The organism is Acinetobacter piscicola (assembly GCF_015218165.1).
GTDB classification, from domain to species: Bacteria; Pseudomonadota; Gammaproteobacteria; order Pseudomonadales; family Moraxellaceae; genus Acinetobacter; species Acinetobacter piscicola_A.
On sequence record NZ_CP048659.1, the window covers coordinates 3,359,701 to 3,378,080 of the forward strand.

Consider the following 18,380-nt stretch of genomic DNA (forward strand, 5'->3'; position numbering starts at 1 on the left):
TCAGCCACCTGAAAACAGCGAACAAAACATCCTGAGCCTGAAAATGATGAACAAAAAAATTGCCTTAATTTACATGGGTGGAACTTTTGGGTGTATAGGCGAACCTTTAGCACCCATGCCTGAAACCGAGTTTATTCCAAAGCTTGAAAAAGTATTACCATCACATTTACAGATAGAATGCTTTAAAGCACCTGCAATCCTAGACAGCAGTGCTTGCACTGCCCAAGTTTGGTTGAAACTCATTCAGCAAATTCAAAACCTACAACATGCTTTTGAATATTTTGTGGTGATTCATGGAACAGATACACTCAGTTACGCTGCTGCTGTACTGTCACGCTTTTTAGCCGACTCTTGCACAGTGATCCTGACAGGAAGCCAATATCCGCTATTAGACACTCAAGGCGATGGTATACGTGAATTGAGCGATGCAATGGACAACCTCAACACTGCGCTAGAAAATTTGACAAAAGTTCCTTCAGGTGTGTATTTAGCGTTTTATCACCAAGTCTTTTATGCCCGTACTGCTTTAAAATTTCATGGTACGACTTTAGATGCTTTTCATGGTCAAAAGGTTGAAAATTTGCAGAAGAATATTTTTCCTTCTCAAAATCAAGCCTATATTATTGACCAAGCCGACATAGAAAAAGCACAACAGCTGAATATTCTCAATTGGATGATCTCACCGATTGAACAACAACAACTGGAAAATAATCTCGCTACTTTACTGCATAAACCACCTCATTTTCTCATTTTGCAGGCTTACGGTGTTGGAAATTTAGCGGTTAACGCCACGATTATTCAATATTTAAAACGCTTAAAAGCGCATGGTTGCTGTGTAATTTTAAGCAGCCAAGTCCCTTTTGGCGGCTTAGACCAACGTTATGCAGTCAGTCAATGGATACAAGATGCCAACATTTTATGCAGTGATGCTCAAAGCCAAGCCGATCTCTATGCCAAAATCTTAAAAATTTATTTACAATACCCAAGCTCCCAACAGTGGCATGACCATTGGTATGATCACTTAAACAATCAGCCTGAATAGAGGTAATTATGCAACGCTTTGCAATTGGTATTGAGTTTTGTGGCATTCGATATAAAGGTTGGCAGACTCAACAGGCTGGCGTACGCAGCATTCAGGAAACCATGGAAAAAGTCCTCAGCACCATCGCCGATGAGCCGATTATTTTACATGGTGCAGGTCGTACAGATGCAGGCGTACATGCAACCAATATGGTGGCGCATTTTGACACCAACGCAATTCGCCCGATGCGTGGCTGGCTCATGGGTGCAAATAGCCAACTTCCGAAAGACATTTCTATCCAGTGGATCAAGGAAATGGATCATGATTTTCATGCACGCTTTAAAGCCAAAGCTCGCCGTTATCGTTATGTGGTTTATCAATCACCAAGCCGTCCCGCTTTACTGTTCAAGCAAGTGACACATGCCTACTATCCACTGGCTGTAGACAAAATGATTGCTGCTGCCAAGAAATTTGAAGGCACACATAATTTTGAAAGCTTTCGTGCCGCAGCCTGTCAATCAAATCAACCTGTACGCCATGTAAAGCATTGTCGCTTGATCCGTCACGGCAATTATCTTGTTCTTGATATCCAAGCAGATGGTTTTTTACATCATATGGTACGTAACATTATGGGATGTTTATTAGAAATCGGACAAGGAATGTATGAGATTGATCATATTGATGAAATTTTTGCAGCCGAAGACCGTAAAGCAGCAGGAATTACCGCGCCTCCAGATGGTTTATATTTCATCCATGCGGATTATCCTGAGCAATTTGAATTACCCCAAATGCCTTTGGGACCACATTGGCTCAACATGCCTGAATAAACTTAAACTGACTCTGTATTACTCATGCTACAAACAATGTATGTTTGCTCTTACTTAGAATGCAAAAAGCTTCGGTTCATAACACCCGAAGCTTTGTATCGTGAGTGATACTCTTACTTAATGCTGTTTACGTTTTCGATATTCGACAGGTGTTTCGTTCGTCCAACGCTTAAATGCACGATAGAAAGTACTCGGCTCAGAAAAGCCCGTCAGATATACGATGCGCTCAACACTTTCATTGGTGTTTGCCAAAAGTTTCTTGGCTAAACGACAACGGTAATCAGAAAGAATCTGCTGAAAACTCGTATTTGCTTCAGACAATTGAGTACGCAAACGACGTGGCGTAATGTGCAATTGAGCAGCGACAGTTTCAAGGGTTGTTTCACCACTTTCTAAAGTTGAACCAATCGCACGACGTACTTCACCGACCAAATCATAACGTGCTAACTCTTGCAATTTTTCAATCGCAAGCTGCTCATGCAACTGTAGAAGTTCAGGTTCCGCTTGCCACAAAGGATAATCCAAAATCGCAGCATCAAAATATAAACGGGTTTCTTTTTGTCCTAAACTTACAGGACACTCATACACACGAAAATATTCATCATCGGAAGCACCTTCACTAAAGTTAAAATCGATATAAATAGGCTGAAAGCGCCCTTCGGTAATAAACTTAAAGAAGCGTAAAATTCCTGACAATGCACATTCAGAAAAATGCCGATTGACAATATTTTCCCCCCATGGTTGCTCACCATTGGTTAGATAACACCGTCCATCGTTCTCAACGACCAACTTGGCATGAAAAGCATCACTAATTAACCGTTGATATGCCAATGCTCGTTTGAGCCCTTCACCGAAGTTTTCACTTGAAATAAACAAATGCTCAATCACTTGCCCACGGTATAATGGTAAATGTTCACCAAGATGTAATCCAATGTCTGGATCCTTACTCACCTCTTCAGCGGCAATCCAAAAAGCATATTGCGCACTTAAAGGAGTACGGGCATTTTGATCAATTTGATTTAATGCCACACCGGCTTTTGATAATAGTTCTTCAGTTGGCAATCCCGCACGACGAATTGCTTGATAGCCTAATCGCAAAACAACCGAAGCATCAGTTAGCTGACTCACGCAGTGCCCTTCCTTGTATCTTATTCATTTATACTTAAATCATAAGATTTAGATTACAGACGATTGACCAAACTGACAACACATATAAGCAACTTTTTGTTGAAATAATTTATTTCTTTGTTCGTCTATTTTGACTACATTTACTTCGCTATAACTGACTGCCGACTTGTTTTTTTCTATTTTTTTGCCTATAATTTGCGCCTTTCCAATTTGATCATCAGGTAGGCTATGGCCAATAAAGAGGAACTTATCGAGTTCGAAGGCGTTGTCACCGAAACGCTTCCTAATACTATGTTCCGTGTGCGTTTAGAAAACGGTCACGAAGTGATTGCACACATTTCTGGTAAAATGCGTAAACATTATATTCGTATTTTAACTGGCGACAGTGTAAAAGTCGAAATGACACCTTACGACTTAAGTAAAGGTCGTATTACATACCGTGCACGCTAAGTTTTAGCAAGCAAAAAGCCACCCTTGTGGCTTTTTTAATGTTTTAATTCAGCGTACTATTTTTACAACCCACCGTATCACACTCACGAATTCGCTCTCTTAACCAAGCGTTGCGTTCTTGTGTTTTCTCTAAATTACAGTTCACAAAAACTGTACGTTCTGCTTCATCTGAACATTGTGCATCACGCGCTTTGATCCAAGAAATTTGAGAACGTTTTAAAATCGTTTTTTGATTTGTTGTTAACTTACTTCTGAGCAATTGATAATTTTTATTTAATTCAGCATCTGCGCTGGCATAAATTTTATTACTACAATAAATATCATCATAAGCATTACGTGCATTGTCACAATTATCTGCAAATGCAAAACTTGACAGGCATATTACACCCAAACACAGCGTTATCTTTTTCATTTTCTAATCCTAATCATCTTTGATTTTTATTTTTAAATGCTGTTTTAGCAATCAAACAACACTACATCATGAAATTTTTTACTACACTGATCAGGAATGTCAATATCAATAATGTGTTGGACATGAGGAAAAATATTTATGCAAAAAATTATGTCTTTCATCGGGGTGTATTGTATAGGTTTAGGCTTAATCGCATGTCAAACTGAGCTTAATCGTCCTTATGATCTCAATGCATATTTACATCAATTTCTTGGTCAATCCAGTCAAAATATCCAAGATAACTTGAATTTTAAAAAATTAGGTTATCAGAGCAAATTACCACAAATAACTGAATCACAAATAATTTATACTGTTTATCGTCCTTTAAATATTCCTATTCCACAAGGGGATGCACATCTAGGTAAAGTACAGTCTGGTGCAAGTAGTTATGATATTCACTTCCAATGTAAAATCATTTTTGAGTTAGATCAAAATATTGCGAAAGCTGTTCACTATACAGGACGAGCTTGCTAAAGACTAAATTTTTTATATAAAAAAACGCAGCCTAAGCTGCGTTTATATGATATCTAAAATAAAATATTAAGCGAGTGCTGCAACGACTGCATCACCCATTTCTACTGTACCGACTTGATTCATGCCTTCTGACATGATATCACCTGTACGCAAACCTTGATCTAAAACGTTACCTACAGCGTCTTCAATCGCTTTAGCAGCCGCTTCTTCACGGAAGGTATAACGAAGCATCATTGCAACAGAAAGAATGGTCGCAAGCGGATTCGCTACGTTTTGACCTGCGATGTCTGGCGCAGAACCATGACATGGTTCATACATCCCTTTACCATTTTCATCCAAAGATGCTGATGGCAACATACCAATAGAACCCGTTAACATTGCAGCTTCGTCAGAGAGAATGTCACCGAACAAGTTACCTGTTACAATCACGTCAAACTGTTTAGGTGCACGTACAAGTTGCATTGCAGCATTGTCGACATACATGTGTGAAAGATTAATATTTGGATATTGTTCTTCTTTCAATGCAGTTACCGTTTGTTTCCAAAGCTCTGTCACTTCAAGGACATTGGCTTTGTCGACTGAACAGACTTTGCCGCCACGTAAATTTGCCATTTCAAAAGCAACTTTGGCAATACGTTTGATCTCAGATTCGGCATAAACATCAGTGTTATAGCCCTGCTTCTCACCATTTTCCAGTTCACGGATACCACGTGGTTGACCGAAGTAGATCCCACCTGTCAGTTCACGTACGATCAAAATATCTAAGCCCGACACCACTTCTGGTTTTAAGCTTGAAGCATCAGCAAGTTGTGGGTAAAGAATCGCAGGACGTAAGTTTGCAAATAAATTCAATTCACTACGAATTTTTAATAAACCACGTTCAGGGCGGATTGAACGCTCAATCGTATCCCATTTTGGACCACCCACAGCACCTAATAAAATCGCGTCCGCTTTTTTTGCTTGCTCAGCAGTGACCTCTGGATAAGGTGAACCATGTGCATCAATCGCAGCACCACCGAGCAAACCATGTTCCCATGTTAAACCTAAATTAAATTTTTCATTGACGCTGGTCAGGACTTTTTCAGCAGCAGCAACAATTTCAGGACCAATCCCATCACCCGCCAAGATCAAAATTTGTTTAGACATTTGTATTTCCATTTTCATTGTTGACAGTTAAACCGCCAAGTAAGTTTAAATTTTTTGTTCAATATATTCACTTAAGCCTGTCTCTGCATTATAGGGACGGCAAAAACGACGTATGGTGCGTTTCTCTTGCAGCAAATCGACACATAGCGGTGAAGGTGCTGATACATTCAATAAACTTCCTGCACTTTCAGAGCGTTTACGATACATTTTAAAGGTATATTGCTGATTCGCTTTAAAACGATGAATCACATGAAAAACTTCAGCATGTTGTTGAGAAATAGGATAAAAACGTATCACCAATTCATACTGATTTGCAGGTATTTTCAAATACACAGCGTGATTTTTCGGATCTTGACTTGAAAGCTTGAGATAACCTGTTTTCAATGCATCTTTATGAATACGATGGGTATTTTCATCGATCAACGTGATGTTATTGAGTCGGCTAAATTCACAGTTTTCTGCTCCCGTGCAATAAATACTGACATTATTGCGTGGATCATAATATTGGGTTTCCGCTTTTTGAATGCGTGAAAAGTCCGATGTTTGACATGCACTCAATAAAAGACCCAATGCACCTAGTACAATACGATAATCAAAGACCTTAATCATTATTTTGGTCCAACCCTGCCACCTAAAACATATATATTCTTATGTTCCACATGTTAGCAAGAGTTGAACCTTCACGCTATCTATTATGCAATTAAGCCTGTATGTCAGAGAAAACCCACGGACGAGCAGCTTTGGTTTTTTCTTCATAAGCTTTGATCTCATCTGCCGCTTGTAAAGTTAAACCAATATCATCCAAGCCATTCAATAAACAGTGTTTACGGAATGGATCAACCTCAAACTTAAATGCTTCACCGTTTGGAGTGCGAACTTCTTGCGCTTCTAAATCAATCGTTAACTGATAGCCTTCAGTTGCAAAACATTCTTTGAATAATTGATCAACAATTTCTTCTGACAAAATGACAGGTAACATGCCATTTTTAAAACTGTTATTAAAGAAAATGTCCGCATAACTTGGTGCAATGACCGTACGGAAACCATATTCTTCCAACGCCCAAGGCGCATGTTCACGACTTGAACCACAACCGAAGTTAGCACGAGATATCAAAACCGTTGCACCTTGGTAACGTGGTTGATTCAAGGCAAAATCAGGATTTTTAGGACGTTTAGAATTGTCTTGTCCTAGAAAACCCTCATCTAAATAACGCAATTCATCAAATAAATTTTCACCAAAACCTGTACGTTTGATTGATTTCAAAAACTGTTTTGGAATGATTAAATCTGTATCGACATTGGCACGGTCTAATGGTGCAACGATACCTTGTTCAACGGTATATTTTTTCATTATCTTTGCTCCTATTAGTCCAAATTAGAACGAACGTACATCAACAAAATGACCTGCAATTGCAGCCGCTGCCGCCATTGCTGGACTCACCAAATGCGTACGCCCACCATTACCTTGACGACCTTCAAAGTTACGGTTTGACGTCGAAGCACAGTGCTCACCCGGCTGTAATTTGTCAGCGTTCATCGCTAAACACATTGAACAACCCGGCTCACGCCATTCAAAGCCCGCTTCGATCAAGATTTTATCCAAACCTTCAGCTTCAGCTTGTGCTTTGACTAAACCTGAACCCGGTACAACCATCGCTTGTTTAATCGTAGATGCAACTTTCTTACCTTTAGCCACTTCAGCCGCTGCACGAATATCTTCGATACGAGAATTGGTACATGAACCAATAAATACGCGATCTAATTGGATATCAGCCAATGCTTGACCACCATTTAAACCCATGTATTGATAAGCACGTGTCCAATCATTACGTTGTACGTCATCTTTGGCTTGTTCTAATGTTGGTACTGCTTGAGACACTGGAATGACCATCTCAGGTGAAGTTCCCCAAGAGACCTGTGGTTCAATCTCTTCACCTTGTAAAACGACTACAGTATCGAAATGTGCACCTTCATCAGAATGCAAAGTATTCCAATAAGCTACCGCAGCATCCCATTGTTCGCCTTTCGGTGCATATGGACGGTCTTTTACATATTCGATCGTTTTGTCATCGACTGCAACCATACCCACACGTGCACCGCCTTCGATTGCCATATTACAAACCGTCATACGACCTTCGATGGACATATCACGAAAGACTTGACCGCCAAATTCAATCGCATGTCCTGTACCGCCCGCAGTACCGATCTTACCAATGATTGCCAATACAACGTCTTTTGGTGTGACGCCCTGACCTAATTTACCGTCAACACGCACCAACATATTTTTCATTTTCTTTTGAACTAAGCATTGGGTTGCCAATACATGTTCAACTTCTGATGTCCCGATCCCATGCGCCAAACAACCAAAGGCACCATGTGTTGCTGTATGTGAGTCACCACATACCACCGTCATACCCGGTAAAGTTAAACCTTGCTCAGGACCAACAACATGTGCAATCCCTTGGCGAACATCATTGATGTCAAACTGAACCACATTAAATGTTTTACAGTTATCATCTAAAGTTTGTACTTGAATACGAGATGTATCATCTTCGATCCCTGCAATACCTGCTGTACGCTCTTTGCTTGAAGTGGGTACGTTATGGTCAGGAGTTGCCACATTAGCACTTAAACGCCACGGTTTACGTCCTGCAAGTTGTAAGCCTTCAAATGCTTGTGGTGAAGTCACTTCATGTAATAAATGACGGTCAATATAAAGAAGTGCAGAGCCATCATCTCGTTGTTTTACTAAATGGTCATCCCACAATTTGTCATACAATGTTTTTGCTTTTTGGTTTTCGCCTGCCATGTCGAGGTGCTCCACTGGACTGGGTAATTCTTTCATTAACTTCGATTATAACGACGTTTTCACATAAAACAAATTTATCATTTTTATTAATTTAAAAACTTTTTGGAATTACTAAATATTTAAAATTTAGCTCATTCTATTCACTAAAAACAATGAACTTAAAACTTTAATCATTTTAATTTTATTTAATTTTCATATACTTATCATTAAGTCTAATTAAATCAACCATACCTACCACATCACAATAGCGCCATTTTTTACTAAAAATTTGGTCTTCTAAACTGATAGGAAGTTTAAAAAAAATAAGGACTTGCTCTCTAATAGCCTTTCTCTCGGCAAAATTCTTTTGTAATTTGGAATATCCTGAAATCATACACACAATACCTAAAACACTAAAACAGCCGGTTAGCGTGCCAAACAATGTCCAATCCTGTTTAAAAACATGCAAGATTCCCCAAATCATCATTAGTAGTACATGCCAAAACTCAATGGTGAATGCATCATAAGGATTAATCGCTCGGTCATGTAGATAAGGATTCAAATACAATAATTGATTATGCTTCAATGCCACGACTAAAAAACCATCTTCATCTTTCTCTCTAAAAGCAACAACTTCTACTTTATTGTATGAGGAAATATAATGATCACTTAAAACGAAATGAACATCTTGATTATTTAATTTTGCTGAATACTCTTTTACTGGTATACGTTTAATGATTTTCATTCTGTTGTTAAACCAAGGGATATAATTTTGCTCCACTTCATGAATTGAAGTAATATCTCCATGCAACAAGATAAGTTCTTTGTCCATTTTTCCCTTTATTATCAACACCCCAAAGTATTCAATTTAAATCATAAACGAAACATTCTCAAAACCAATCATCATCAATCAAAAAAACTTTTTTACTTTTTAAATGATAATGATTATTATTTATTTAAGTTGAAAGCATTTGTGGTGATTCTCATGGCTCGTATTCAAAATTTCGTACATACCAATCAACGTATTTTCAAAAAAACATTAAGCTACTACATCATGCACATTACAGTAGCAATGCTTGTGGGCTATCTTGTTACAGGCAACGTATGGATGGCAATCACATTAAGTTTACTTGAACCCACTGTTCAAGCTGTTGCTTTTTTCTTCCATGAAAAAGTATGGAACAAAAAAGATGCTCAAGCAGCACAAGCTCTAGAACTAGAAGCAAAAGCATCGTAAAAAATCTGTTATGGAGGTTAATCACCACTCCACCGCAGCGATGAAAACATCCTGATGATCCTAAACAAAATAACGTACAAGCTCATCTCATAAAAAAATACAGCACCCAATCACACCAAAATAAAAGCAATCAGTCAAAAATCTAAATCTCATAAGCTCTCAAATATATCCACCAAGTATCCTGAAGTGCTTAAAAGTGATGATGTTCTATCTATAAATAAAACCCGCTTTTTATTGTTTTTATGATGTTTTCTACAAATAGACCTTCTATTTTTTATACCGTGAAAATCTGTATAGCATTTTTATGGAGAAATAAAAAACGTCGTTATTTTTTATGCAATTTAAAAAAAGTAAAAATTGCTTTGATTAATTCTTAAAATTTCTGAATAATGAATTACGCATAAAAATTCTTTATGGATGGAAATTGTTATGAATCTTGCTGCCTTTGAAGCTTTTGTAAAAGTAATGGAAACTGGGTCTATTTCGATGGCAGCAGAACAACTGTTTATCACCCAACCTGCGGTCACCAAACGAATACATAGCTTAGAAGATTATTTTGGTGTCAAACTTTTTGAGTCCGCAGGTCGTGGCGTCCAAGCAACTCATGCTGCTAACTCATTGCTTCCTAAAGTTAAAAATTGGTTAAATGAGCTAGGTGATATTCACCACACGCTTAGTCACGAACAAGGACAAGTGCAAGGTAAATTAAAAATTGGCACAAGCCATCATATTGGTTTACATCACTTGCCAACACATCTCAAAAAATATGTACAAGATTTTCCAAATGTGACTTTAGATGTGCATTTTGTAGACTCAGAACAAGCACATGAACAAGTCTTAGCTGGTGACTTAGAACTTGCCTTTCTCACTTTACCGCCACAAGGTGATGAACGCCTGAAATATGTGAAAATTTGGAATGACCCTTTGGTTTTTGTTGTTGCACCATTTCATCCTTTGGCACAAAAGGAAAATCTAACACTTGAAGACTTAATTGAATATTCAAGTTTAATTCCTGCATCACAAACATATACCAGTCAAATCACTTTAGCTGAGTTTGAAAAACAAGGCTTAAAACCGAAAATTACGATGAGTAATAACACACTCGAAGCCATTCGTATGCTTGTATCTATAGGCTTAGGGTGGTCTGTACTCCCTAAAACTTTGTTAAATCCCGACCTGAAACAGCTTGATATACCTGTCAATATGTATCGCCAATTAGGGATGGTTTGGCATCCTGCACGTAGTCAATCTCGTGCTGTTTTAGAACTTATTGATATGATGAAATAAATAAAAAAGCTCTCCTTAGTTTAGCGAGGAGAGCTTTTAAAAAATAATATATCGTTTCGTTTTACCTGACTGAATCTTCATGTAATGATTCATTTAACTGATCAACAATCGTTGCCCATTCACCATCTGAACTGAGTTTTTCAGCTAAAAATTGACGTTGTGCTTCCGTCCAAAAATCAGCTTTAGTCAAAAATGTACTTGCATCTAACTGATGTGTTTCAATAAATTTTGCAATTCCCGCTTCGCTTGAGTCTAAACCCAATTGTTCAAATAAATTGGTCATTCTTGGACGTGTTTGGCTCATTTTATTTTCTCCATCAGTTTTAAAATTTCTTATTTCAACATAACATTTTTAATTTTAAAGTGAAGTAGCAAATCTTAAACATCTGAAAATATTTACAAAGTTAAGACATAGATATAATCTTCTCACGATGCTGATTATTTTCAAAATATGGCAATAAAAAACAGCACCGAAGTGCTGTCATTCATCTAAGTCAGAAGTAATCAAATCGACCAATCTTGAATATCCCAACCTTGCTCTTTAGCAAGTGCTTCTAGACGATCATCTGGATTAATTGCAAAAGCATGATCAGCATATTCTAATAAAAAACGGTCATTGATTGAGTCTGAATATGCCCAAGATTCAGTGACATCACGTCCTTCTAACCATTGATCTAAACGTGCCAATTTACCCTTTTGATAACACGGAATATTGATGACTTTTCCTGTGTATTTTCCATCTTTTACTTCAGCATTGGTGGCAATAATTTCCGTGATTCCAAACTCACGAAAAATCGGTGCAGTAATAAAGTCTGAAGTTGCTGTAATCCCAACCAATGCATGCCCTGCATCTTTATGCTTTTGAATTGCTTCAAAACCTTTAGGACGCATTTGTGGGCGAATGACTTTTTGCATAAATAACTGATGCAACTCGGTCAAATAATCATGATCATGTTGTGTTAAAAACTCAAAAACAAATTCATTATACGCAATCGGGTCAAGCTGCCCTGCTTTATAGTCTTCATAAAATTTATCATTCATTGCACGATGTCGGACTGGATCGACCAAGCCTTCATTGACTAAAAACTCTCCCCAAGAGTGGTCAGAGTCGGTATTTAATAAGGTGTGATCTAGGTCAAACAACGCCAATTTCATGAAAATACTCGTTCAAACTGAAATTTAAGAAAAAAATTGTAAATCTATCTCCGCTAGTCGATAGAAATTCGGTAAGATCATAGCAATTTTACAACATTATTACTTTGACTTTATCGAGTTGGACAAAAGAGTGTATGTCCCCATATACAAAGTCAATGAAATTCACAATTTTTAGGTAGCCAAATGATCGATTCAGAAGGTTTCCGACCCAACGTCGGGATCATTTTGGCAAATGATATTGGACAAGTCTTATGGGCAAAGCGCATTGGTCACAATGCATGGCAATTTCCTCAAGGAGGGATCCAGTTTGGAGAAACTCCTGAACAAGCACTTTTTAGAGAACTCCATGAGGAAGTTGGTCTCTTACCAGAGCATGTCCAAATAATTGCGCAAACCGAAGGTTGGCTGCATTATCGTTTGCCACTTCGATACATTAGATCGGACTCCGATCCTGTATGTATTGGACAAAAGCAGAAATGGTTTTTATTAAAATTGGTCGCTTCAACGAAGTATATTCAGTTGAATCTTTCTGACCCACCAGAGTTTGATCAATGGCAATGGGTCAGCTATTGGTATCCACTTGGACAAGTGGTGAATTTTAAACGTGATGTTTATCGTAAAGCAATGATGGAGTTATGTATGCAAATGCCACAGCGTTTACCTGAAAATGCCATAAAAATGTAAATGATTTTTCAGGGAGGTACTGCTATAAATAATAGGTCATCTTGCAACTCAAGCACCATCTAAATTTAAGGAGCTTATATTCATGTCGAACATGCAACTGGACACGCTAAGACGTATTGTCCAAGAGATTAATACCTCGGTCAGCTTGCATGAATCTTTAGAAATTATGGTCAATCAAGTTTCTGAAGCCATGCACGTGGATGTCTGCTCCATTTATTTGTTGGATGAGCGTAATCAACGTTTTGTCCTCATGGCAACCAAAGGACTAAACCCAAACTCTGTTGGAACGGTATCATTACATACCAGTGAAGGTTTAGTGGGCTTAGTTGGGCAACGTGAGGAAATCGTCAATTTAGACAATGCCTTCAAACATGAACGCTTTGCCTATTTTCCTGAAACAGGCGAGGAAATTTATAATTCCTTCCTTGGTGTACCTGTCATGTATCGCCGTAAGGTGATGGGCGTTCTCGTGGTACAAAATAAAGAACCTCAGGATTTCAGCGAAGCGGCTGAGTCATTCTTGGTCACACTGTGCGCTCAACTGTCAGGTGTTATTGCGCATGCGCATGCCGTGGGTAATATCGATGTTTTTCGTAAACCCAATAGTTTACCGACCTATAAAACCTTCCAAGGCATTTCAGGTTCAGGAGGCATTGCCATTGGTCGTGCCGTTATTTTATATCCACCTGCAGATCTGGCAGCAGTACCTGACCGTGAAGCAGACGATATTAGTGAAGAGTTGCAACTTTTAGACCATGCCATTGCTTCAGTACGCAATGAAATTCAGTCTCTAGATGACAAAATGCAAGATGCATTAATGGCAGAAGAACGTGCCCTGTTTAGTGTGTTCTTGCGTATGCTTGATGAGAATGCATTACCGTCTGAGATTAAAACAGAAATTCGTGATGGTCATTGGGCACAAGGTGCGGTACGTATTGTCATCGACAAACATATTGCGCTCTTTGCACAAATGGAAGATGACTATTTACGTGAACGTGTCTCAGATTTAAAAGATTTGGGTCGTCGTATTTTAGCCTATTTACAAGAAGCCGATTCGAGTCATCGTGAGTTGACAGATGAAAGTATTCTGATTGGAGATGAAATCTCTACTGCCGCCTTGGTAGAATTGCCTGTCGATAAAATTGCAGCGATTGTTACCACTGAAGGAGCCATGAACTCACACATGGTGATTGTCGCACGTGCACTTGGCATTCCAACTGTCGTTGGGGTCACTGAACTTCCCGTCAATACACTCGATGATGTGGAAATGATTGTCGATGCACATCAAGGGCGTGTTTTTATCAATCCACCTCGTCGCTTGCGTACCCGCTATAAAGAAATTCAAAAAGAAGAAGAACAAATTGCCAAAGATTTAAAACAGTATGAAACGAAGGATGCTGTCACACCTGATGGTGTTGCAGTCAAACTCTATGTCAATACAGGCTTAATGATTGATGTCGTTCGTGGCGTGCAACGTGGTGCCAAAGGCGTTGGTTTATATCGTTCTGAAATTCCATTTATGCTGCGTGAGCGCTTTCCGGGTGAAGAAGAACAACGGGCAATTTACCGTCAACAACTCAGCCACTTTGCCAATAAACCTGTGGTCATGCGGACACTAGATATTGGTGCGGACAAAGACTTACCTTATTTCTCGATTGAAGAAGAAAACTCAGCATTAGGTTGGCGTGGTATTCGCTTTACCCTTGATCATCCTGAAATTTTTTCTTCACAAATCCGTGCCATGCTCAAAGCCAGCATTGGTTTAAATAACTTACATATTTTACTGCCTATGGTGACTAGTGTCAGTGAAGTTGAAGAAGCATTATATTTACTTGAGCGTGATTGGGTAGCTGTACAAGAGGAAGAACAGGTCAGGATCACCAAACCTAAAATCGGCATCATGGTTGAAGTTCCAAGTGTACTTTTACAGATTGATGAGTTTGCGCCTTTGGTCGACTTTTTCTCTGTCGGCTCTAATGATTTAACTCAATATTTACTTGCTGTTGACCGTAATAATCCACGTGTAGCCAATGTTTATTCGCATTCACATCCTGCGGTACTTCGTGCCTTAACACGCTTAGTACAAGAATGTCATAAGTACGATAAACCTGTCAGTATTTGTGGCGAAATGGCGGGCGATCCATTGACTGCAATTTTACTCATGGCGATGGGCTTCAATACCCTGTCGATGAGTTCAAGTAATATTTTACGCGTACGTAAAGCAATTTGTCATGTGCCTATGCCTGATGCCCAAGCACTATTAGATCAATCTTTAAAAATGAATAATCCACTCATGGTTAAAAGTTTATTAGAATATTATTTTAAAACGCATGGCTTAGCAGATATGGTGAAAAACTCTTCTCGTGTGGTCAGTTTATAATTTAAATCGTTTATCAATTTTAACAAAGTAATAGAAAGTAAAAAGGTCGATAATCATCAGAATATCGACCTTTTTTGTGTTTAGAATAACCACGTTTTGCATCTTTTTTTCGATCTACAAAAGTTTGGCTTTTGTTAAAATCGTTCATGTGTTTCGCCACAAAGTTGTGAATCACAACTTCTGGCGTAGCTTTTTTCTTCGCCATTTGATTGACCTTTTATATTAAAAACATCAGCATGATGTGAAGCATATAATGCGCTTTTTTGTGCAAAATACAAGCGGATCAAGTACTCATTTGATATAAAAATGTTATTTTCTATCACTGATATTTTAATAATAACTTTAGAAATCAGCAAACTTCTAACTTATTTTCATAAATAACTCAATATCTTAAGTATTTAAAATCATAATTTAACAATTTATTAAATATTTTCAAAAAGATAAATTTGCTTTATTTTAAAAACGTATATATATTGTATATACATTTTTAATCATCACCTTTAGGGATAAAAACGTTATGGCTGAATTACCCAAAAAAACAAAGGTGAATAAAAAAGATGGACAGCTCTTAATTCGCATTAATAGTGCTGAGCGCGATGAGTTTTTACAACTCTGTGAGCATCTGGACACCAGTGCAGCACGTGAATTAAGAAAATTTATCCGTAGTTTTATCAAAAAACATCAGCCAACGGATCTTCAATCGAAGGAGTAACATGATGTCAAAGCAAGTTAAATCTTTAAAGAAAAAAATCAAAGCACGTTTGGACAAAATTTCAAAACACGAAGGTAAATTGAAAAAGCTCCAAAAAAAGCTGAAAAAACAAAAGTAATCGCGATTACTTTTCCAAGCTTGAACCTTAATCAAAACGCTTAAAATGAAGGTCATCATAAAATGATGACCTTCGTGTTTAAAACTGATCTGTTTTGAATCTCGAAACGTTTAGGCAGCCAAAGCTCTTTCCAACAACCTTTCCACATCTACAGTTTTCGCATCGACCATGCCCACCACACGTCCATGAAATTCGCTATAACGGGTTTGAATAAACGCATTTGCTACAAAATCAGGCGCATACTGTTTCAGTAAAATCGCCTGTGCGAGAATGACCAAACGGCTGACCAAACTACGTGCCATAAACTGCAATTCATCTGCCTGTAAACTGCTAAATAATTTAAATAAGGACTGTAATTCATTTTGTAAAATCACATCTTGTGAAGCAATTTCAGCAAAAGACTTGAACAATACTTCTATAGATTCACGATCCCGCTGAATGGCACGTAACACGTCCAGACACATGACATTGCCCGAACCCTCCCAAATGGTATTGACCGGCGCTTCTTTAAAAATACGTGCCATAATGCCTGTATCAACATAGCCATTGCCACCAAAGACTTCCATCATCTCACCCGTCAGTTCAACAGTACGTTTACACACCCAAAACTTCGCTGCAGGGGTCATGATGCGTTTCCAAGCCTGAGACAAGGCATCATCATGCTCATAGCAATGTGCAAGATGAAATGAGAGCTGCATTGCCGCTTCAGTTTCCAAAGCCAAATCGGCAAGTACTGCTTGCATTAAAGGCTGTTCAGCTAAATGTTTCCCAAAAGCTTTACGCTGACGGGTATAGGCGATGCACTGTACCAATGCCTGACGCAGCATCGCACTTGAACCGACAGAACAAGTCAAACGTGTGTAATTCGCCATTTCAATAATGGTGGGAATCCCCCGTCCTGCTTCACCGATCATGATGCCCCACGCATTTTTAAATTCAACTTCCGAGCTTGAGTTACTGCGGTTGCCGACTTTGTCTTTTAAGCGTTGAATGTGAATATTATTCTTTGTGCCATCTTCCAACCAACGTGGCACAAAGAAACACGCCAAACCATCGTGTTCAGTTTTTGCGACAACCAAGTGCGCATCACACATTGGCGCAGAGAAAAACCATTTATGCCCTGTCAGTAAATAAGCTTTGCCACGCCCTGATTCAGCCACAGGCACAGCAAAAGTTTCATTGGCACGAACATCTGAACCGCCCTGCTTTTCGGTCATGCCCATGCCCATCCAGATGGATTTCTTTTGAGCAATAGGCACATCTCGCTCATCATATTCATTGGATAATAATTTTTCGGCGACTTTTGCCCACAGTTCAGGTTCATTTTGAAGTAGTGGAATACTGCCTAAAGTCATAGAGTTGGGACATAAATTTCCACACTCTACTTGTCCTGCAAGAAAGAAACGTGCAGCCCAATCCACCCATTTTGAAGGCGATTGTGGATGGTTAAATGGATATGCATGCGTATTATATTGACGATTTAAACACATCCATTTGTGCCATGAGGGGTGAAATTCAAGGAAATCTTTACGGCGACCTCGGGCATCAAAAGCATGCAAAATCGGCGTGTGTCGATTGGCTAAATCTGCATATTGATAATATTCAGTCGAACCAGCAATCTGTGCGAGTTCAGTCAGTGTTTTTTGATCCTGACTGCCATAACGTTGCAGAATTTCTTGTAAAACCTGATCTGTGCTGAATAAATTGTAGTTTTGCAATTCATCAAACTGATTGTTAATCTCGTGGGTTTGCCATGCTGTGATTGCCTGAGATTGTGCTGTATTCATTTTCAACTCCTGTCTTGTTGTTTTGTCCGATTACATTCAGTATAGAAGAAAATTCAGACTTGGATGTTCGGATTATTTTTATGGCTTTAGCAAGCATCAATGTACGGCGTAAGCCCCGTCAATCAAGAGCGCGTATGACTCAAGAAGCGCTGATGGAAAGTTTTGTTCGGCTTTTGCATGAACGTGCTGCGCATGAAATTACCATTCGGGAAATCACCGAGCTTGCAGGTGTCGGTTTGGGCACGTTTTATGAGTATTTTTCCAAAAAGGAAGATTTGATTGCCTTGCTGATTCATCAGCATGTAAAAACCAATGCTGAAACAGTTCAAAGTTATGCACAAAGTCTGTATGAGTTATCCACAAATTTACTGTTGGGTGATTATTTAAAGCAGGTGATTCATTTTCAGTTGCAAGAAATGCAGGTGCAGCAGTTTTTATGGGCGCAGTCTTTTTTGTTGGAACGACAGATTTCGAGTATTGAAATTTATCAGAAAAGTTATGCCATGATGGTACAGATGTGGCGCAGTATTCTTGTGCCTTTTGTACAGGATGATAAGCAATTGCAACGTATGAGTTTAAATGTGCAACGGATTTGCTATGGTTTTATTTCTCAGACTTTACTGATTGAACCTGATTTTAAGGACTGGGAGGCTTTGGAGGGGGATGTAATCTGTATTCTAAATAATTTAGCTTAACGCATATTAGGTTTGTAAATAAATGTGTCTATTTATTGGC

Annotated in this window: 21 protein-coding genes; 10 read left to right on the top strand and 11 right to left on the bottom strand. The window is 38.6% G+C overall.

Annotated elements, in window-relative coordinates; genetic code table 11:
• Positions 1–46: 46 nt before the first annotated feature.
• Together G0028_RS16595 and truA are read left to right on the top strand one after the other, a co-directional pair.
• Positions 47–1,042: an asparaginase domain-containing protein gene (locus tag G0028_RS16595; protein WP_180045505.1), complete on the top strand. Its 996-nt coding sequence runs from the start codon at positions 47–49 to the stop codon at positions 1,040–1,042.
• Between the two features lie 8 nt (positions 1,043–1,050).
• Positions 1,051–1,848 (top strand): tRNA pseudouridine(38-40) synthase TruA, encoded by a 798-nt coding sequence (gene truA / locus G0028_RS16600; protein ID WP_180045495.1) that lies wholly within the window; start codon positions 1,051–1,053, stop codon positions 1,846–1,848.
• A gap of 117 nt (positions 1,849–1,965) precedes the next feature.
• Here the strand turns inward: truA and G0028_RS16605 are convergent, their stop codons facing one another.
• Positions 1,966–2,976 (bottom strand): AraC family transcriptional regulator, encoded by a 1,011-nt coding sequence (locus G0028_RS16605; protein WP_130072138.1) that lies wholly within the window; start codon positions 2,974–2,976, stop codon positions 1,966–1,968.
• Between the two features lie 228 nt (positions 2,977–3,204).
• Here G0028_RS16605 and infA point away from each other — a divergent pair, with 228 nt between their 5' ends.
• Positions 3,205–3,426: a translation initiation factor IF-1 gene (gene infA / locus G0028_RS16610; protein WP_004692529.1), complete on the top strand. Its 222-nt coding sequence runs from the start codon at positions 3,205–3,207 to the stop codon at positions 3,424–3,426.
• Between the two features lie 43 nt (positions 3,427–3,469).
• On the opposite strand, the gene G0028_RS16615 is transcribed toward infA, so the two are convergent.
• Complete coding sequence (locus G0028_RS16615) at positions 3,470–3,838, bottom strand: lysozyme inhibitor LprI family protein (protein ID WP_130072478.1); 369 nt, start codon at positions 3,836–3,838, stop codon at positions 3,470–3,472.
• Between the two features lie 138 nt (positions 3,839–3,976).
• Between G0028_RS16615 and G0028_RS16620 the strand changes: the two genes are divergently transcribed.
• Complete coding sequence (locus tag G0028_RS16620) at positions 3,977–4,351, top strand: hypothetical protein (protein ID WP_180045496.1); 375 nt, start codon at positions 3,977–3,979, stop codon at positions 4,349–4,351.
• Positions 4,352–4,417: 66 nt separating this feature from the next.
• On the opposite strand, the gene leuB is transcribed toward G0028_RS16620, so the two are convergent.
• The 5 genes from leuB to G0028_RS16645 all read right to left on the bottom strand — a co-directional run bounded on the left by leuB (position 4,418) and on the right by G0028_RS16645 (position 9,117).
• Positions 4,418–5,497, bottom strand: coding sequence for a 3-isopropylmalate dehydrogenase (gene leuB / locus G0028_RS16625; RefSeq protein ID WP_174493788.1), 1,080 nt, complete (start codon positions 5,495–5,497; stop codon positions 4,418–4,420).
• A gap of 45 nt (positions 5,498–5,542) precedes the next feature.
• On the bottom strand, positions 5,543–6,106 hold the full coding sequence (locus tag G0028_RS16630; RefSeq protein ID WP_130072141.1) for a hypothetical protein: 564 nt from the start codon (positions 6,104–6,106) through the stop codon (positions 5,543–5,545).
• Positions 6,107–6,197: 91 nt separating this feature from the next.
• Positions 6,198–6,848, bottom strand: coding sequence for a 3-isopropylmalate dehydratase small subunit (leuD, locus tag G0028_RS16635; RefSeq protein ID WP_174493790.1), 651 nt, complete (start codon positions 6,846–6,848; stop codon positions 6,198–6,200).
• A 24-nt stretch (positions 6,849–6,872) separates the two neighbouring features.
• Entirely contained in the window at positions 6,873–8,306 is a 1,434-nt protein-coding gene (gene leuC / locus G0028_RS16640) for a 3-isopropylmalate dehydratase large subunit (RefSeq protein WP_130072143.1), read from the bottom strand.
• Between the two features lie 181 nt (positions 8,307–8,487).
• Positions 8,488–9,117 (bottom strand): hypothetical protein, encoded by a 630-nt coding sequence (locus tag G0028_RS16645; protein ID WP_180045497.1) that lies wholly within the window; start codon positions 9,115–9,117, stop codon positions 8,488–8,490.
• A 147-nt stretch (positions 9,118–9,264) separates the two neighbouring features.
• Here G0028_RS16645 and G0028_RS16650 point away from each other — a divergent pair, with 147 nt between their 5' ends.
• The gene (locus tag G0028_RS16650) at positions 9,265–9,522 is read left to right on the top strand and encodes a DUF2061 domain-containing protein (protein WP_171457442.1); all 258 of its coding nucleotides are present in this window, start codon (positions 9,265–9,267) and stop codon (positions 9,520–9,522) included.
• Positions 9,523–9,951: 429 nt separating this feature from the next.
• Entirely contained in the window at positions 9,952–10,809 is an 858-nt protein-coding gene (locus tag G0028_RS16655) for a LysR family transcriptional regulator (RefSeq protein ID WP_130072146.1), read from the top strand.
• Between the two features lie 61 nt (positions 10,810–10,870).
• Here the strand turns inward: G0028_RS16655 and G0028_RS16660 are convergent, their stop codons facing one another.
• A complete protein-coding gene (locus G0028_RS16660) occupies positions 10,871–11,113 on the bottom strand; it encodes a DUF2789 domain-containing protein (protein WP_180045498.1) in 243 nt (80 codons plus the stop codon).
• A gap of 200 nt (positions 11,114–11,313) precedes the next feature.
• Complete coding sequence (locus G0028_RS16665; RefSeq protein ID WP_174493793.1) at positions 11,314–11,964, bottom strand: HAD family hydrolase; 651 nt, start codon at positions 11,962–11,964, stop codon at positions 11,314–11,316.
• Between the two features lie 183 nt (positions 11,965–12,147).
• Between G0028_RS16665 and G0028_RS16670 the strand changes: the two genes are divergently transcribed.
• Together G0028_RS16670 and ptsP are read left to right on the top strand one after the other, a co-directional pair.
• Positions 12,148–12,648 (top strand): RNA pyrophosphohydrolase, encoded by a 501-nt coding sequence (locus G0028_RS16670; RefSeq protein ID WP_130072149.1) that lies wholly within the window; start codon positions 12,148–12,150, stop codon positions 12,646–12,648.
• 82 nt (positions 12,649–12,730) lie between these two features.
• The gene (gene ptsP, locus G0028_RS16675) at positions 12,731–15,028 is read left to right on the top strand and encodes a phosphoenolpyruvate--protein phosphotransferase (RefSeq protein WP_130072150.1); all 2,298 of its coding nucleotides are present in this window, start codon (positions 12,731–12,733) and stop codon (positions 15,026–15,028) included.
• A 19-nt stretch (positions 15,029–15,047) separates the two neighbouring features.
• On the opposite strand, the gene G0028_RS16680 is transcribed toward ptsP, so the two are convergent.
• On the bottom strand, positions 15,048–15,233 hold the full coding sequence (locus tag G0028_RS16680) for a hypothetical protein (protein WP_130072151.1): 186 nt from the start codon (positions 15,231–15,233) through the stop codon (positions 15,048–15,050).
• 312 nt (positions 15,234–15,545) lie between these two features.
• On the opposite strand from G0028_RS16680, the gene G0028_RS16685 reads away from it, so the two are divergent.
• Complete coding sequence (locus G0028_RS16685) at positions 15,546–15,740, top strand: hypothetical protein (RefSeq protein ID WP_130072152.1); 195 nt, start codon at positions 15,546–15,548, stop codon at positions 15,738–15,740.
• A gap of 228 nt (positions 15,741–15,968) precedes the next feature.
• Here G0028_RS16685 and G0028_RS16690 read toward each other — a convergent pair whose 3' ends face one another.
• Complete coding sequence (locus G0028_RS16690; RefSeq protein WP_180045499.1) at positions 15,969–17,645, bottom strand: acyl-CoA dehydrogenase family protein; 1,677 nt, start codon at positions 17,643–17,645, stop codon at positions 15,969–15,971.
• Between the two features lie 80 nt (positions 17,646–17,725).
• Here G0028_RS16690 and G0028_RS16695 point away from each other — a divergent pair, with 80 nt between their 5' ends.
• A complete protein-coding gene (locus G0028_RS16695) occupies positions 17,726–18,340 on the top strand; it encodes a TetR/AcrR family transcriptional regulator (protein WP_180045500.1) in 615 nt (204 codons plus the stop codon).
• Positions 18,341–18,380: the final 40 nt, after the last annotated feature.

What these genes read in the sequence shown, in the direction of transcription:
- G0028_RS16595 (WP_180045505.1), top strand. Translation starts at nt 47, where the DNA reads ATGAACAAAAAAATTGCCTTAATTTACATGGGTGGAACTTTTGGGTGT.
- G0028_RS16690 (WP_180045499.1), bottom strand. Translation starts at nt 17,645, where the DNA reads ATGAATACAGCACAATCTCAGGCAATCACAGCATGGCAAACCCACGAG.
- leuB (WP_174493788.1), bottom strand. Translation starts at nt 5,497, where the DNA reads ATGTCTAAACAAATTTTGATCTTGGCGGGTGATGGGATTGGTCCTGAA.
- G0028_RS16670 (WP_130072149.1), top strand. Translation starts at nt 12,148, where the DNA reads ATGATCGATTCAGAAGGTTTCCGACCCAACGTCGGGATCATTTTGGCA.
- G0028_RS16660 (WP_180045498.1), bottom strand. Translation starts at nt 11,113, where the DNA reads ATGAGCCAAACACGTCCAAGAATGACCAATTTATTTGAACAATTGGGT.
- G0028_RS16620 (WP_180045496.1), top strand. Translation starts at nt 3,977, where the DNA reads ATGCAAAAAATTATGTCTTTCATCGGGGTGTATTGTATAGGTTTAGGC.
- infA (WP_004692529.1), top strand. Translation starts at nt 3,205, where the DNA reads ATGGCCAATAAAGAGGAACTTATCGAGTTCGAAGGCGTTGTCACCGAA.
- G0028_RS16665 (WP_174493793.1), bottom strand. Translation starts at nt 11,964, where the DNA reads ATGAAATTGGCGTTGTTTGACCTAGATCACACCTTATTAAATACCGAC.
- ptsP (WP_130072150.1), top strand. Translation starts at nt 12,731, where the DNA reads ATGTCGAACATGCAACTGGACACGCTAAGACGTATTGTCCAAGAGATT.
- G0028_RS16695 (WP_180045500.1), top strand. Translation starts at nt 17,726, where the DNA reads ATGGCTTTAGCAAGCATCAATGTACGGCGTAAGCCCCGTCAATCAAGA.
- G0028_RS16615 (WP_130072478.1), bottom strand. Translation starts at nt 3,838, where the DNA reads ATGAAAAAGATAACGCTGTGTTTGGGTGTAATATGCCTGTCAAGTTTT.
- leuC (WP_130072143.1), bottom strand. Translation starts at nt 8,306, where the DNA reads ATGGCAGGCGAAAACCAAAAAGCAAAAACATTGTATGACAAATTGTGG.
- G0028_RS16685 (WP_130072152.1), top strand. Translation starts at nt 15,546, where the DNA reads ATGGCTGAATTACCCAAAAAAACAAAGGTGAATAAAAAAGATGGACAG.
- truA (WP_180045495.1), top strand. Translation starts at nt 1,051, where the DNA reads ATGCAACGCTTTGCAATTGGTATTGAGTTTTGTGGCATTCGATATAAA.
- leuD (WP_174493790.1), bottom strand. Translation starts at nt 6,848, where the DNA reads ATGAAAAAATATACCGTTGAACAAGGTATCGTTGCACCATTAGACCGT.
- G0028_RS16645 (WP_180045497.1), bottom strand. Translation starts at nt 9,117, where the DNA reads ATGGACAAAGAACTTATCTTGTTGCATGGAGATATTACTTCAATTCAT.
- G0028_RS16680 (WP_130072151.1), bottom strand. Translation starts at nt 15,233, where the DNA reads ATGGCGAAGAAAAAAGCTACGCCAGAAGTTGTGATTCACAACTTTGTG.
- G0028_RS16630 (WP_130072141.1), bottom strand. Translation starts at nt 6,106, where the DNA reads ATGATTAAGGTCTTTGATTATCGTATTGTACTAGGTGCATTGGGTCTT.
- G0028_RS16655 (WP_130072146.1), top strand. Translation starts at nt 9,952, where the DNA reads ATGAATCTTGCTGCCTTTGAAGCTTTTGTAAAAGTAATGGAAACTGGG.